The 16764-nt window shown below is 43.9% G+C and carries 10 protein-coding genes and 1 pseudogene; 3 read left to right on the forward strand and 8 right to left on the reverse strand.

Annotated elements, in window-relative coordinates; all coding sequences use genetic code 11:
* Positions 1-59: 59 nt before the first annotated feature.
* The gene (locus DUN60_RS17525) at positions 60-1304 is read left to right on the forward strand and encodes an NADH:flavin oxidoreductase/NADH oxidase family protein (RefSeq protein WP_114634541.1); all 1245 of its coding nucleotides are present in this window, start codon (positions 60-62) and stop codon (positions 1302-1304) included.
* Between the two features lie 173 nt (positions 1305-1477).
* Here DUN60_RS17525 and DUN60_RS17530 read toward each other — a convergent pair whose 3' ends face one another.
* Positions 1478-3187 (reverse strand): amidohydrolase, encoded by a 1710-nt coding sequence (locus DUN60_RS17530; RefSeq protein WP_114634543.1) that lies wholly within the window; start codon positions 3185-3187, stop codon positions 1478-1480.
* Between the two features lie 230 nt (positions 3188-3417).
* Between DUN60_RS17530 and DUN60_RS17535 the strand changes: the two genes are divergently transcribed.
* Together DUN60_RS17535 and DUN60_RS17540 are read left to right on the forward strand one after the other, a co-directional pair.
* Entirely contained in the window at positions 3418-3855 is a 438-nt protein-coding gene (locus tag DUN60_RS17535; RefSeq protein WP_114634545.1) for a MarR family winged helix-turn-helix transcriptional regulator, read from the forward strand.
* 701 nt (positions 3856-4556) lie between these two features.
* Positions 4557-4793, forward strand: a complete 237-nt coding sequence (locus tag DUN60_RS17540) for an HP1242/YdcH family protein (protein WP_114634547.1) — start codon at positions 4557-4559, stop codon at positions 4791-4793.
* A 276-nt stretch (positions 4794-5069) separates the two neighbouring features.
* On the opposite strand, the gene glpD is transcribed toward DUN60_RS17540, so the two are convergent.
* The 7 genes and pseudogenes from glpD to DUN60_RS17575 all read right to left on the reverse strand — a co-directional run bounded on the left by glpD (position 5070) and on the right by DUN60_RS17575 (position 16663).
* Positions 5070-6629, reverse strand: a complete 1560-nt coding sequence (glpD, locus tag DUN60_RS17545) for a glycerol-3-phosphate dehydrogenase (protein ID WP_114635755.1) — start codon at positions 6627-6629, stop codon at positions 5070-5072.
* Between the two features lie 269 nt (positions 6630-6898).
* Complete coding sequence (locus DUN60_RS17550; protein ID WP_017096306.1) at positions 6899-7684, reverse strand: DeoR/GlpR family transcriptional regulator; 786 nt, start codon at positions 7682-7684, stop codon at positions 6899-6901.
* A 292-nt stretch (positions 7685-7976) separates the two neighbouring features.
* Positions 7977-9500, reverse strand: a complete 1524-nt coding sequence (gene glpK, locus DUN60_RS17555) for a glycerol kinase GlpK (protein ID WP_004732235.1) — start codon at positions 9498-9500, stop codon at positions 7977-7979.
* Positions 9501-9559: 59 nt separating this feature from the next.
* Positions 9560-10414, reverse strand: a complete 855-nt coding sequence (locus tag DUN60_RS17560) for an MIP/aquaporin family protein (RefSeq protein ID WP_004732234.1) — start codon at positions 10412-10414, stop codon at positions 9560-9562.
* 590 nt (positions 10415-11004) lie between these two features.
* Positions 11005-13095: pseudogene (locus tag DUN60_RS17565) on the reverse strand (type I secretion system permease/ATPase); the annotation flags it as partial.
* Positions 13096-13199: 104 nt separating this feature from the next.
* Entirely contained in the window at positions 13200-14561 is a 1362-nt protein-coding gene (locus DUN60_RS17570; protein ID WP_017087583.1) for an HlyD family type I secretion periplasmic adaptor subunit, read from the reverse strand.
* Positions 14558-16663 carry a peptidase domain-containing ABC transporter gene (locus DUN60_RS17575; protein WP_114634549.1) on the reverse strand — a complete coding sequence of 702 codons (2106 nt, stop codon included), beginning with the start codon at positions 16661-16663 and terminating at the stop codon, positions 14558-14560. The genes DUN60_RS17570 and DUN60_RS17575 overlap by 4 nt, the downstream gene beginning before the upstream one ends.
* Positions 16664-16764: the final 101 nt, after the last annotated feature.

Raw genomic sequence — 16764 nt, forward strand, 5'->3', positions numbered from 1 at the left:
TGTCGGATAAAATAGGGCATACTGAGCGTAATATATAAACCAAGAAAGTAACCACGCGCATGAATCCAATCTGCCTCAACGACCCTTTTTCTCTTCCAAATGGCCAAGTAATCAAAAATCGCCTGTTCAAATCGGCAATGAGTGAACAGCTAGGTGATAAACATCATAACCCTAAGCAAGGTTTAGTCACGCTTTACCAGCGTTGGGCTCAAGGAGGAATTGGTCTATCCATGACGGGCAACGTGATGGTCGATAGAGGTGCGCTTGGTGAACCTAAAAACGTGGTGTTGGATGAGCACAGTGATTTAAGCGTATTTCGTGAGTGGGCGAAGGCTGGAACACAGAATGGTTCGCAGATATGGATGCAACTGAATCACCCAGGTAAGCAAATTCCTAAATTCTTATGCGATAGCCCGGTTGCCCCTTCAGCTATCTCTTTAGAGCGCGGATTAGAAAAAGGCTTCAATACGCCACGAGCTCTGACTGAGACGGAAATAATCGCAATCATTGATAAATTCGCGCTGAGTGCAAAGTTATCAAAACAAGCGGGTTTTACTGGTGTGCAGATTCACGGTGCTCATGGTTATCTTGTAAGTCAGTTTTTGTCTTCGAGACACAATCAACGTCAAGACAAATGGGGTGGATCACTCGAAAACAGACTTCGTTTCGTGCTTGAGGTTTATCGTGCGATTCGAAAAGAGGTCGGTGACGATTTCCCTATCGGGATTAAGCTCAACAGTGCTGACTTCATGAAAGGTGGCTTCACTGAAGAAGAGTCGATGCAGGTTGTGCAAACACTGAGTGATAACGGTATCGACCTGATTGAGATCTCCGGTGGCACCTATGAAAGCCCATCAATGATGGGGTCGAAAAACAAAGCCGAGCCATTGAAGTCCAGCACAGTAAAACGTGAAGCGTATTTTATGGATTACATGGTTAAGGCGAGAAAGCTCGTGAGCACGCCGCTGGTGGTCACGGGAGGTTTTCGAACCGCGCAAGCAATGAATGAAGCATTAAACACCTCGGCGACCGATTTTATTGGTATTGCGCGTACGATGGCGGTTGATCCAGACTTTCCTAATAAATTAATTGAAAATCCTAACCACGGTATGCCGCTAACGGTGCCAACCACAGGAAAACCTGCATTAGACAAGATGGCGATGGTCGGGCTGGTTTGGTATGAACATCAGATGTGGCGCATCGCTTCTGGCAAGAACGCCGACCCTAAACTAAGCGCATTAGGTGTGGTGGCAAAAACAATTCTCAGCGCCGGCTGGCACACTTTCAAGAAGCGCAGAGCGTAAATAACAACGGAATTTCAACTCGAACTTTTTGGGAACGAACATTTTTGTAAAGAACGTATTATCATGTTCCTAACGTAGGCTGTTGAATCGAGTTACGTGGAAAGCCGCTATGAATTAAAAAAGCCACTGCATTGAGTGGCTCTTGATACTTTTTCTTGTTAGGGGAGTCGCTGCTATTGAGCGTTGTGTATCGTTTTGCCTTCGAATACTGTTGTTATGACTTCGGTTTCTCCAATCTCAGAAGGCTCTGCCTCAAACACGTTCTGGCTTAACACCAGCATATCTGCTGACTTTCCGACTTCAATTGAGCCACTTTGTTTATCAATGCGCTGAGCCATTGCCCCATTGATGGTATACATTTCTATAGCTTGCTCGATAGTGACACGTTGTTCTGGCCAAAGTGTTTCATCAGGGCTTAAACCATTTGGATCCTGACGAGTCACCATCGATTCCATTGCTTTCCAAGGGTTTACGTCTGGTGAAACTGGCCAATCAGAACCTCCAGTTGGTAAAGAGCCGTTCTCTGAGAGTGTCTTCATTTCACAGTTTCGTGTTGCGCGTTCTTTGCCTAATATTTTCTCTAAGCCGGTTTGAATTGGGCTTGGATACCAGAAAATTGGCGAGAAGTTGGGCACAACATTGAGCTCTGAAAATCGAGCTATATCGCTAGGGTCGACAATACACGCATGAGCAATTTCATGCCTTAGACCAGAATTTCCTTGTAGCTCACGCATTTTTTCCACGGCATTGAGCATCGTTCTGCTTGCTCGGTCACCGACTGCGTGTACTTGGGTGGTGTAGCCGTTACTGTCTAACCACATCAGGTTAGTGGCCAGTAATGTTTCTGAGTAGTTGAGTGTGCCGAGAATTTTTTGTTCTACAGGGTTGTAGGGTGCCAACATCGCTGCTGTTTTGGTCGGTGGGATGCCATCGAGCGTCATCTTGGCAAACATAGTATTGAGGTGGCCAGAGCTAGGTTTCGCCATCTTTTTAAACGCTTGCTGTTTTTGCTCTTGGGTGAGGTTGTTGTCACTCGGCCAACCCCAAGAGAGTGCGACGTTTGCTGTGAGCGAGCCTTCGTCATCTAGAGCTTTCCAGGCCTTGTATTCCTTGTCAAAAACATATGAATCTTTAACGCCAATAATACCAACTTTGTTTAACTCAGAGATTGCCTTTTGAGCGGCCATTTTATAGTCAGTGTCGGTGCGAGGTGGCACAACGGCTTGCAGTGGCTTACCTGCTTGCTCAAGAAAGAATCCAGTTAATGCTTTGTTGTTGTCTGTAATTACAAGGTTACCATAGGTATCCGCATAGCCTGCAGTGATACCGGCCTTGTCCATTGCTGCAGTGTTCGCCCACACATTGTGGTGACTGAAATCAGTGAGCAATACCGGTCGCCCTTGAGATGCCTTATCCAATTTTTTTAAAGTTTCGGCATTCGCGTGTTGTAGTGTCTCTGCACTCCAACTACCGCCGATTATCCAGTTCCCTTCTGGAATACTTTGAGCACATCCTTCAACGGTCTTAAAGATCTCATCAAGAGAGGCCGATTGTGGGAAGTTGCATTCAAACAGCAGTTTCTCACCCGCTCCAATAGGATGAATATGACTATCGTATAGGCCGGGAACAACGGTGCTGCCCTTTAGGTCGATGACCGTAGCTTGACTAGGATCTTTAAGGCTTTGTAGTGCATTGTCACCCACATAGGTGAAAATACCATCCTTAATGATCAGGGATTTTGCATTGTGATCTGGCGCTACTCCCGTATAGATATTGCCATTGACGTACGCAATGGTGGTTGTAGCGCTACTTGTAGCGTTAACCGAGTAGGAAAGTGTCGCGATAAGTGCCGAAAGCAGCAAAGGTGGGTAAGTCGTCTTCATGCGTATCCCCTGTTATGTGTGAACGTTATGGATGGCGAAAATAGTAATTGTCGGCAGCTTCTAATAAGTCACAAATAGCCCCAGCGCCTTGTTACTCAGTATTTAATTACTGGTATTTAGTGTTTTATTACTGTTAAGCGGACTGTATTTGTAAGATAATTAGTTGATATGTCAACATTCTCGCACTCGATTGGTTGATATGTCAACTAATTATTATTGAGGACAATTAAGTGAGCCCAAGAAAAGATCCAATAAGCAGACAAGTTTCTATTCTTTATCGACAAGAGCTAAGTATCGTAAGCCACTTGTTAGAACAGCATGATATTTCATTTTCTCAGTTGCCATTCGTTATGGAGTTATACACTGCTCAAGGGGTATCTCAGGAAGTGCTGGTTTCGAAGGTGCAGGTTGATAAAGCCATGGCGACTCGAGTATTGAAACAGCTCGTCGACAAAGGGTTGATTACTCGTAAGCGTAACCCAAACGACGCTCGTTCTAAGTTGGTTTATCCAACAGAAAAGGCATTAGAGCTTAAGCCAAAACTGATCAAAATCATTGGCGACTGGAATGATATTCTGAGTGCTGGAATTAGCGAGGAAGAGTTAGAGATAGTGAAGCGAGTTAATCGCCAAATGATTAATAATGTGAAAGAGACATTCGCTAAGTAAGTTTTTATACCCAGACTGCTATATAGCATGTCGGTCAAAACTTAATTAAGTAGTTAGTAAACCAGCGGAGTCCACTTTAATCTGCGTTTGCCGATTTTGCTACTTGCTTGTTTTTTGCGAAGAACGATAGGGTTATGGTTGTTTATTGTTCGCTTTTGAAAGTTTTTATGGTTTTCAACGGTCGTTAATTAATGAAGCGATGCTTTGTTCATTAACTAAGGCTTTATCGGTAGGTAAGGCTTTAGTTAATGACTGAGGTATCTGCGTTTTTAAGCACTATGCTTTAGTCATGACTAAAAGAGGACTAATTATGAAATGGCTTATCTTATCTGTAACGCTATTGTTTGTGGCAGGATGCCAATCGACAGGCTCTGACACATCTTCACATGATCAAATGAATAAAGTGGATACGAGTGGGTGTAGTAGTTAATCTCTTTTTCAGAAACACCTTTTTAGCTGCTGTTATTATCATTTTTGTCACTGTTCTTATAAAGACCCCCCTCTAAAAAGCCTTGTGATTCCACGAGGCTTTCTTCTATGTAAAACAGCGTATCCCACCGACTGATGTTGTAAATTTGTGAATCTGAATTGTCTATATTCTAGGCTGTGTACTGGATCTCATTTGTTATTTGAAGCACTTGCTAAGGTTAATAATGAAATGTGCTTAATACCAATCACTTTACTCAACTTAAGAGGTTTCTATGCTAGGTGAAAATCACTCTCTTGTTCACGAATTTCCTGAAATGACAGACAAAATTGCTGAGCTTGCTAAAACTGACGATGGCTTTGCAGCAGATATGAAGACATACGACAACCTTGATAAAGAGATTCGTAAACTAGAGCTGAAAGATTCACCCATTGATGACGGCTCGATGCACCAACTAAAACATGATCGTTCTGAGCTTAAAGATTCACTGCATGCTCGTTTAATTGCCTAGCTAGCGGGTTGTTTTGCTGAATAGCTAAATTAAATAGTTAGTTAGCGGATTGCAGATTGAGACAATAAAAACTCCTTCGGGAGTTTTTTTCGTTTCTGCGTTCCAGTCTCTATCGAACGCATGAGAATATTTAGATACAAGAAACCGTGGATATAGGCAAACTCAATTAGCACTAAGATTTTGTAAATAAATAGGGCGGATGTAAAAAAGCTTAGCGCGGGGGACGCTAAGCTTCGTTGTTAAGTATGTTCTTGAACCATGTTTAGGCTGGTGGGGTTAGCCTACTTGAGAAAAGCTCACTACCTTGCTTTGTAGTTTCTCTTTCAGGTAATCCGTTACTGCTTGCTGCTCTGATTCACTCATGTACAGGCCAAGCTTGGTTCTGCGCCACAAGATGTCTTCGTCAGTCATCGCCATCTCTTCATTGATCAAGTAATCGATTTCAACTTGATAAACGCCATGGGCTTCGCTTGAGAATTGGCTGCCAAGGTCAGCTTCGCTATTCGCACCTTCCAGTAGTTTCCACGTGTAAGTTCCGAATTGAGTCACGTAGCGAAGCAGCAACGCTTCAGATGCCCAAGGGTATTTAGTATGGATCATCTTCGCAAGTTGCTCTCTGCTACAGCTGAAGTTACCACCTGGAAGCGTGTTGTTGGCTGTCCAAGGCGCACCCATATTGGTTAGGTGTGGTTCTAACTTCTTAAGTGCTGCTTCGCCTAGCTTACGATAAGTGGTCAACTTGCCACCGAAGATCGAAAGCAGTGGTGCTTGATCGAGCTCTGCGTCCAATTCCAATGTGTAGTCACGAGTGATCGCTTGTGGTGAATCAGATTCGTCGTCACAAAGTGGTCTTACGCCACTGTATGTCCAAACCACGTCTTCACGGCCAAGCTGTTTAACAAAGTGCTGGTTAACGATATCAATCAAGTAATCCACTTCTACATCATCAATTGCGACGTTACGTGGGTCGCCTTTGTATTCAAGGTCGGTAGTGCCGATGATCGAGAACTTATCTAGGTAAGGGATCATGAACACAATACGATTGTCTTTGTTTTGCAGAATGTACGCTTGTGGTTCGTCGTGAATGCGTGGCACAACAATGTGCGAGCCTTTGATCAGACGAATATTACGAGGCGAAGCCTGCTCTAATCCATCATCAAAGAACTGTTTAACCCAAGGACCAGCAGCGTTAACCAGCGCTTTTGCTTTGCGTTCAAAGCGTTGGTTTGTCATCACATCAAGGATCGTCACATGCCAAATACCACCTTCGCGGTGCGCTTTTTCAACACGGCAGTAGTTACGTACTTCTGCGTTGTTCTCTTTTGCTGCTAATACGTTGAGCAACACCATACGAGCATCGTCAACCCAGCAATCTGAGTATTCGAAGCCTGTCTTCATTTCTGGTTTCAGTAGCCCTGATTTTGCTAGGTTGACTGTCTTACTTCCAGGAAGAGTGGTGCGCTTACCCAAGTTATCGTAAAGGAATAGGCCACAGCGAATCATCCAAGCTGGGCGTAAAAATGGTCGATGAGGTAAACGGAAACGCATTGGCTGAGCAACGTGAGGCGCTTTTCTTAACAAGACTTCACGTTCAGCGAGTGCTTCCGAAACCAAACGAAATTCGTAATGTTCAAGGTAGCGTAGGCCACCGTGGATAAGCTTTGAGCTAGCAGAAGACGTCGCAGATGCGAAATCATTTGCTTCGTATAAGCCAACGTTTAGACCACGACCCGATGCATCTGCCGCGATGCCTGCACCATTGATGCCGCCGCCAATCACGATCAAGTCTAAAGTGGAAGATGTACTGTTGTTTGAATTATTTTGTTGAGCACTCATGGTTTTGACCTCTTCTGAGCGAACGAGCATTTTAGAACATAATTGAATCCTATATGAACTTTCGTTTGCGGTCATTTATTATTTTCGTTTATGCGCGTTTTATGTGATTTGGGCATAAAAAAACCTCTGCTTATGAAAGCAGAGGTTCAAATAAGTCTAATTCGAGCATAGAAGCGACAGTGGTAGTGAGCAAGTTTTACTTTTTTAACTTTTCTATAAAGAATCGTGATTCATTTAAGAAAGTGGCGTCACTGAGCTCTTATGTTTAGTTATTCGCTCATAGGACGAGCGGTATCGATCACTTCTAATGGTATTGCTGAATCTTTAAGGATGTTGAGAATCTCTTCCGGTGGCTGCTTGTTGGTAAAGACCATGTGCGCTTGAGAGATATTACCGAGCTTAACCATCGCGTTACGGCCAAACTTAGTGTGGTCGACGGCTAAGAAGATGCTGCGACTGTTTTCGATGATAGCTTGTTTCACACGAACTTCGTGGTAATCAAAGTCGAGCAGTGAGCCATCAAAGTCGATGCCGCTGATGCCCAAAATACCGAAATCAAGGCGGAACTGCTTTACGAAATCGAGTGTCGCTTCGCCAACTATACCGCCATCACGGTTTCTCACTTCGCCACCCGCCAAGATAACCTTGATCTCTGGGTTCGGTAGAAGGATGCTGGCAACGTTAATGTTGTTGGTGACGACTCTTAGTTGTTTGTGGTTTTTGTTGAGTGCGCGTGCCACCGATTCTGGCGTGGTACCGATATCAACGAATAGGGTTGCACCATCTGGGATGTGCTTAACCAGTTCGTCGGCGATCACGTCTTTTTCGTTGAAGTTAAGCGCTTTACGCGTGTTATACGAGGTGTTTTCCGAGCTTAAAGGAATGGTTGCACCACCATGATAGCGACGAATTTTGTTGCTGTCGGCAAGTTCATTGAGGTCTCGTCTGATGGTTTGTGGGCTGACATCGAACTTTTCAACGAGCTCTTCGGTACTCACATATCCTTGTGTTTTTACCAGATCTACAATCTGCTGGTGTCTTGGTATCTGCTTCACTTAACTTACCACTCCCTGCGCGCAAAGGGCTCTAGCGCGTCAAAATCGAAAATATAAACTCACGCTATTGTGCTCGAATTGATGAAAAGAGAGAAGTAATGATGGTAAGGAATCATGTCTAAACCGCAAAAACGCTGCGCAAAACGCAGAATTTGAGCCTGAAACGCAAAAAAGAGCACAAAATAGTGCTCTTTTTAGTTTCGTTTGCTGAGGTTCGAACAATCTAGTCGATTAGATTACTCGAGTTCCTAGGTCAGCGGCTAATGATTAACGATTAGCTGAATAATCAGTATTACTCGTTGTCATCGTCATCGTGCAGCTCAGACCAAACCTGTGCACACTTGATAGCACGTTTCCAACCTTTGTAACGGCGGTTACGCTTCTCTTCGTCGTGGTGCGGCATGAATGTGCGGTCAAGAACGGCTTTGTCCTGAAGCTCATCAATGCTGTCCCAGAAACCAACCGCTAGGCCGGCAAGGTAAGCGGCGCCCAGAGCGGTTACTTCCGTTACTTCAGGGCGGTGAACTTCAGTATCCAGCACATCTGATTGGAATTGCATTAGGAAGTTATTCGCTACTGCGCCGCCATCAACACGTAGTTTCGCTAGCTTGATGCCAGAGTCAGCTTGCATTGCGTCAAGTACGTCACGTGTTTGGTAAGCAATACCTTCCAACGTTGCACGGATGATGTGGTTAGAGTTAACACCACGAGTTAGGCCGACAATCGTACCGCGAGCGTAAGCATCCCAGTATGGAGCGCCTAAACCAGTAAACGCAGGGACTACGTAAACGCCGTTTGAAGAATCTACTTTGGTTGCGAAGTACTCAGAGTCTTCTGCGCCAGCCAGTAGCTTCATTTCATCACGTAGCCATTGGATTGATGCGCCGCCCATGAATACTGCACCTTCAAGTGCGTATGCAGGCTCACCTTTAGGACCACATGCTAGCGTTGTTAGTAGGCCGTTCTTTGATGTTACTTTCTCTTGGCCTGTGTTCATTAGAAGGAAACAACCTGTGCCGTAAGTGTTCTTAGCTTGGCCTGCTTCTACACACATTTGACCGTAAAGTGCAGCTTGTTGGTCACCCGCAATACCCGCGATTGGGATACGAGTACCGCCTTTACCACCAAGGTTCGTTTGACCGTAAACCTCAGAAGAGCGCTTCACTTCAGGCATCATGATTGCTGGAATGCCCATTTCATCAAGTAGCTTCTGATCCCAGCATAGGTCGTTGATGTTGAACAACATAGTACGTGACGCGTTGGTGTAATCCGTAACGTGTACACGTCCTTGAGTCATTTTCCAAACCAACCAAGTATCAACCGTACCGAACAATAGTTTGCCAGCTTCAGCGTCTTCACGAGCGCCTTCAACGTTGTCTAGAATCCATTTTACTTTGGTACCTGAGAAATACGGGTCAAGGACTAAGCCAGTATTGTCACGTACGTAGTCTTCTAGGCCACGCGCTTTTAGGTCTTCACAGATGTCTGCAGTACGGCGACACTGCCATACGATTGCGTTATAAACAGGCTTGCCGGTCTCTTTGTTCCAAACAATGGTGGTTTCACGTTGGTTCGTGATACCGATACCCGCTAGCTCATCGCTGCGGATGCCTGCTTTAGCAAGAGCTTCAACCAATGTAGAGCTTTGAGTCGCCCAGATTTCCATTGGATCATGCTCAACCCAACCCGCTTTCGGGTAAATCTGAGTGAATTCTCGTTGAGAAGAACTAACGATGTTTGCATCGTGATCGAGGATTACAGCGCGAGAACTTGTGGTGCCTTGGTCTAGGGCAACAATGTATTTTTGCTCGGTCATGGTAAGAATCCTTTTTCTTTTGTTATTTATATTTTAGTAAATGTAAGGTCGCTTAGGGATTAAGCTTGAGCTTGTTCAGCTTCTTCTTCTGTTTCACATTGGTTTGGAATTGTGCAGCCTTGGCCTTCTACTGGTAGGTAAGCACCGATAACACGTGGGTACAACCAACCACCAAAACACGCACCAGCAATTGGAGCAAGAATTGGAACGATGAAGTAAGGAATATCACGAGCACCGCTTAGTGCGAAATCCCAACCTGCAAAGTAAGCGAACAGTTTTGGTCCGAAGTCACGAGCAGGGTTCATTGCAAAGCCCGTCAGTGGACCTAAAGAACCACCGATAACCGCGATAAGAATACCGATCAGTAGAGGGTTCATTGCACCGCGAGATGCGCCGTTGTTCTCATCACCTAACGCTAAAATGGCAAACATCAACACTGCAGTAATCACGAATTCCACAGCAAAAGCGCCGAAGAAAGAAAGTGAAGCATGTGGGTAAGTCGAGAAGATACCAGCAGTTGATAGTGCGTCTTGGCTGCTACGAACGAAGTTATGTGCGATTTCGTAGTCAGTAAATAGGTTGCTGTACAGGCTGTAAACCAATGCTGCAGAGCAGAAAGCGCCAAGCAGTTGCGAAATGATGTAAGGCACCACTTTCGCTTTATCAAAGCCATGGAACATGGCCAGTGCAATCGTTACGGCTGGGTTGATGTGCGCGCCTGAAACGCCGGCAGTACAGTAAATTGCAATCGCAACACCGAAGCCCCAGATGATGCTGATTTCCCATTGTCCGAATGTCGCACCAGTTAATACCAGAGCGGCCACACAGCCAACGCCAAAGAATATGAGTAATCCTGTACCGATAAATTCAGCCAAGCATTGCCCAAATAAAGAAGGGTGTTTGTTTGTTGTCATGTTCGAGTCCTTTTTAGTTTTGCTTATCTAGCACGTGTATTGTGCATATATTTGCGAACTCGAAAATAAACGAACATCAAAAGTGAGCGTTTGAGCATAAAATTGTTAATTAAAGTCACTTGAAATGTTAATCCGAACACTTTTGCTCGAAAAAGATGCTCGCATGAACGTCATTGCTCGAATTGATAGGTTGCGAAGCCGCTCAAACTACCTATATGTAAATGAATGCGCAACTGGTACGAGGAGTTTATGTTTGGATTTGTGATGCTACTTCGTGAGTGGCGGATTATTAGACTTAATTAGGGAGGGCTGTGTGATGTTTTTGCTATGTAACAAGGGCGTTAACAAATGAGCTTATATGCATAAATGAATAAACTGCCAACTATGTTGTAGTTTGGCAGTTTTAATAGTTAGTCAGTTCATGGCTTTTAACTTGCCGTAGTTGGTTAACAACAAGTTATAAAGAATTGTCTACGATCGGTGTTTGAGACTCTAGTTATTGAACGATGTTTGATATTGAATTAATCAAATACGGATACTCAGGTACAGCCTAAGTTCGATCTTCTCTCGCAATAGATATGATAATTTTATTACCCTATCTGTTGTTTCCAGAGTTTGGCATAAAGCCCTTCTTTCTCAACCAGCTCATCGTGAGTTCCGTTTTCACACACTTGGCCTTTATCAAGAACTAGAATGTTATCCGCATGACGAAGAGTGTTGAGGCGGTGTGCGATGCTAATTACGGTTCTACCTCGACAGATCTCGTCCATGTTGCTCATGATGGCAGCTTCAGAGTTATAATCGAGAGCAGAAGTCGCTTCATCAAGCAGCAAAATTCGAGGGTTTACGAGTAAGGCTCTTGCCAATGCGACACGTTGACGCTGACCACCAGATAGAGAAGAGCCTTTCTCACCAACAGGTTGATCGAATCCGTGGGGAAGCTCTTCAATAAATTCTAGAGCGCCAGCAAGTTGCGCTGCGTGGCGCATCTCTTCATCTGAAGCTTGTGGCTTACTTAGGCGAATGTTATCTGCAACACTTCCTGAGAAAAGAATGCTGTCTTGCAACACAACACTCATATTGCGGCGTAACGATATAGGGTCCGCGATAGCTAGGTCCATACCGTCGACCAACACTTGACCATGCTGGGGAACATACAAGCGTTGTAGTAGCCGGGTTATGGTGCTTTTCCCTGAGCCCGATGGGCCTGTAATACCGATAAATTGCCCTGGTTTTATTTCTAATGAGAGGTTAGCTAGTACCTCTGGAGCGTCTTCGTGGTAACGGAATCTAATGTTGTGAAACTCTATGCCACCATTGAGTTCAGGGACAGAAGCTAGCCCCTGTTTACTGTTTTCTTTTGGTTCATCAAGAATGTCACCCACTCGCTTCAATGCAATGAGAGTATGTTGAAAGTCTTGCCAAATTTGAGCAAGTCTAAGTACCGGTTGGGTAACATGACCAGCTAACATATTGAATGCGACCAATTCACCGGGCGTTAGCTCACCATTTAGTACAGCGCTGACTCCCCACCATAGCAATAATGCGGCGGTAAGCTTTTGGATAAGTGCGATGCTTTGCCCTGCGATTAACCCAGACTTTTGAGCATCGAAACTACGCTTTAGTTGCTGGCTGAGTATGCGTTGCCATTGATGTAAGAATCGATGTTCAGTCGCAGTTGTTTTAATGGTTTCAATGCCTGTTACTGCTTCAGTTAAAAAGGTTGTGGCGTCGGCGTCTGATTCGTATTCTGATTCCACTTTTTTTCTTATTAAGGGGCCAGCGATAAGCCAAAGTAGGAAGTAGATGATCAATGAACCGATGACTAACCAAGTCAGAGTACTAGCATAGTGGAACATGACGGCGATAAAGACAGCCACAAAAATTAAGTCGAGTACTAACATTAACGTCGAACCCGTTAAAAACTGACGGATTTGTGCCATTTCACGAACTCGCGCAATGATTTGCCCGGTTTGTCTCTGCTTAAAATAAGTGAGTGGAAGGCCAACTAAGTGACGATAAAGGCGCCCTGATAGCTCTGCATTAACCTGACTCGCCAAATGACCAAAGACGGTATTGCGTAAGTAGCTGTATGCTGGTTCAGCAATAGCTAATGCGAGCATGGCCATTGCGAGCACATGAAGACTTGATAAACTGCGACCTACTAGTACTTTGTCGATGACATTTTGAAATAGCAACGGGCTTACTAGTGCGAATATCTGAAGTGCAATAGCATAGAAAAACACATCACGCATCTGGCTTTTTTGACGCCAAATAGAGGGGGCAAACCAACTAAGGCCAAATTTCACTTCTTTGTTACTTAGTCTTTCATCCGCGACCAGCATTACCTTGTACATCGATAATTGACTACTCAGACTAAGCTCACTCTGTTGGTCTAATTGAGTGGTTGGGTCATATAAAAGAGAGGAACCATCGGCTGACTTTGTGAGCACTTTCCAACTATTGTCGATTTCAATTAAAACGGGTAGTGGAAGGGTATCTAACTCGTTTGATTTTACTTTCGTTACTTGACTTTTCAGGCCGATATAATCCGCCGCTTCCCTTATTTGCATGTCGCTCAAATTGGAATGATTTACACCCAATGCATGTTTTAGCTGTGTTTTAGTCGATTTCTTGTGAAAGTGATTTCCGGCATAAACGACGGCGTCTATTCCGCCATTATCTTTTGTGGCAGATATATCTTGATTGCTAGAGGTATCTTGAGTGCAAGATGTATCTTGGGCGATAGACACATCTTGTGTTGTTGATAAGGCCATATCCATTCTCATCTCTCTCGTAGCGACTCAGCTTGGTATTCACGTATTGGGCTAAGTATATAGTCGATAACTCGGCGCTTATCCGTTTTGATTTCTGCAACAACGGACATACCAGGCGTTAGCTCAACGCTTTCTCCGTTAATTAAGATATTGTTATTGATGAGTTTAACTTGGGCTGGGAAAACAAGCCCTAGACGCTCATCCGTGGTCGAATCACGAGAAATACTTAACAACTCCGCTTCGATAGTGCCGTAGCGAGTATATGGAAACGCATCTACTTTTACGGTCACTGACTGTCCGGGATAAACAAAACCTACATCTTTGTTGAGAATCTGTATCTCTGCTTGCTGAACGGAATTTCCAGGGACAATAATCATCAAGTTTTGTGCAGGTTGAAGTACCGCGCCTAGCGTGTAAATGCTGAGTTGCTGCACCGTGCCATCGACAGGGGAGCGGATTATTTCTAATTGTTCACGCTCACGAACTTTAGATAACTCTTGAGCTAACCCAACCAACTGCAACTTTGCTTGCTTTCGTTTCTCAAGCCACTCTCTTTGCTTTTGTGCTTTGAAACCGGTTAACCTCTCTTCAAGGCTGTGATATTGGGATTTCAAAACCTCTAATTCAGCTCGCTGCTGAGACACTTGACGCTGAACCTCCAGTAGCTCTTTTTCTTGCTCTAGATACTCTACGTGTCCAATGACTTTTATTTGATTCAACGTTTTTCGTGCCGCGAGTCTTTGGTTAATATTTTCGGTCAACTGAATTAAGGCGTTGATGTCGCTTTGACGGGCTGCCTGTGATGCATTGTTGACGTGCATTTCTGCCTTGATACTTGCAAGAGTCGACTCGTACTCGCGTTTCTCGCTAAGGTGGTTTTCATTGATTAATGTCTGCTGTGCCGATGGTAAGGTCGAAAATAGAAGGTCTTTAGAGAGTGGAAGGCCACTGTTCAGAGATCGGTAGCGAACTAACTCATTTGTCTGATATTCGGATTGAGTGATGAGACGTGTAATATCTTGATTAATGCCTAGGGTGTCGAGAGTAAGAAGTGGCGCGCCTTTATCAACTCGCTGCCCGTCCTTAACGTGAATGGAGAGGACTCTACTTTGTTCATAAGATTGAATTACTTGTGAACGTCCAGAGACAACGAAACGCCCGGTTGCTGTCGCTTGTACGTCCAGTTTTCCCCAATACGCCCAAAGCAATACCGCCATTACCCCTAGGCTAAGAGTGATTGCCGTTAAACGAGCAAATGGTGAAGGAGGGCGCTGTGACAAAGCGAGGTGTGCAGGCAAAAACTCGTAGTGGTTCTCTGCGGCTTGGTTGAACTTGAATCTAGCCAAGAATTGCTTTATTACGCTTTTCATGCGTTTGAATCCTCTTGTTTGAGCTCTTGTTGAAGTTGCCACAACTGTTTGTACTGTTTACCCAACGTTAATAATTGTTGGTGACTGCCTTGCTCGACGATACTCCCTTGGTGAAGAACAATAATTCGATCACAATCTCGTACGGTGGATAATCGGTGAGCGATAGTTATGACCGTTCGGCCCTTTGCGATGTTCGCCATATTGGATTGAATCAACGCCTGTGATTCATCGTCAAGTGCACTAGTAGCTTCATCTAAAATAATGATTTTGGGGTTAGAAAGCAGAGTTCGTGCAATCGCGAGCCGTTGCTTCTGCCCGCCAGAAAGAGATTGCCCGCCTTCGGCTAATATCGTGTCATAGCCAATTGGGAGCTTCATAATAAACTCGTGGGCTCCAGAGAGCTTCGCCGCTTCGATAACCTCTTCTAAGCTTGCCTCAGGTTTTGATTGGGCAATATTCTCGCAAACGCTTTTGTTAAATAAATAGTTTTCTTGCAGCACTATGCCGATTTGTTGGCGCAGTTGCTGAATACTAATTTGATTCAGTGGAGTGTCATCAACCGTGATTAACCCTTGCTCTGGGTTGTATAGTCGCAGTAATAATCGAGCTAAGGTGCTTTTCCCAGAACCAGATGTGCCGACAACGCCTAAGGTTTCTCCTGCTTGTATATCCAAAGATAAATTATGGAGAGTAGGAGGGGTATCAAGTTGGTAACGAAACAGAACGTTTTTGAAAGAAATAGCCCCTTGCATTGTCACCATGTCGTTACCTGTATGTTGTTCTACCGGCAAATTGAGCATGTCTCCTAATTTCTCTAACGCTACGCGGGTTTGAATAAACTGCCCCCATAGTTCGACCATACGAGATAAGGGTTGAGCGATGTGATTCGTCATCATGTTGAAGGCAATGAGTTGGCCAATAGTCATCTCCAATGACAATACTTCAGTTGCTCCTAGCCATAAAATACCGACACTGGTTACCTTCTGTATAAGTTGAACAGCATGATTAGAGCGATTGTTAATTTGTTGGACTACGTATCCAGTAGAAACCATTTTTTCTGTTTGTTCGTCCCAACGGCGAACAAAGCGTGGCTCTACGGCTAAACTTTTTAGAGTTTCACTGCCAGCCACTGTTTCTGTTAGAAATGAGGTGTTTGCAGCAGCATGTGTAAATTGCTCTTCTACCGCCGTTTGCATTCGAGGCGTAAGCCACCAAGCGAGCAATACATAAAGAGGAATGGTTGCAATAAATAACAATGTGAGGGTCGACGAAAGTAAGCTCATTACGTAGAGAAAGACAAACATGAACAAGAACTCGACAGTTAAAGTAAACATCGAGCCTGTCAAAAACTCTCGTACGGTATCTAGCTCACGTACTCTAGTGACGATAGCGCCTATTTGGCGTGTTTTGAAGAACATCAAAGGAAGGCCAAACAAGTGCTTTACCAACTTAAGCCCTAATTGAATATCAATTCTATTGGCTGTGTGCGCATATTGATATTCGCGCAAGCCGCGAAGTATAACCTCTACAATGCCAGTGATCACAAGCCCTATCACAAGCACGTCAAGGGTTGACCAAGCTTGATGTACAAGAACTTTATCCATCACAACCTGAAAAAATAGCGGTGAGATTAAGGCGAGTATTTGCAATACAAAAGAAAACAAAAAAATTTCCCCGAGTATTCTTTTGTGTTGCAAAAACTCAGGAATGAACCAGGTGATATCAAAACGTGATTGAGGTTTTTTTATTTCAAGCCAACTTTTTTTCCATATCGAGTTTATTTTATCATAGGGAATCACTTCAGGAGATTCTTTATTAGGGTTTTGTATTAAACAAGATTCTTTATTAGCTTTAGCTAAAATAAATGGTAAGCCTTGAGCATCAAATAGAATAACAGGTGTTGTTATATTGTTAATCTTTTTTGTTTTTGAACGTTTAATTACAACATTAACTTTGTTGTTTGTTTGTATTTCCTTTAATTCATCGTTGAAGTTTTTTGATTCTTCAGTTGTGTTCTTTATATTAGTTATGTCTTTTTTTACGCCTAAAATACTTAAGTATAGGTTTATACACTTCAGGGTTAGAACTTCATTTTGTGTCATTATTTAAGCTTCATTGCTGATTTTTATGATGTTTAAAAAAGGGCGGCATAGTATCAGCACCTTAGAAACTCTTCAAATTTATATTTACTAATAAGTAAAAT

The organism is Vibrio splendidus, assembly GCF_003345295.1.
Lineage (GTDB): Bacteria > Pseudomonadota > Gammaproteobacteria > Enterobacterales > Vibrionaceae > Vibrio > Vibrio splendidus_K.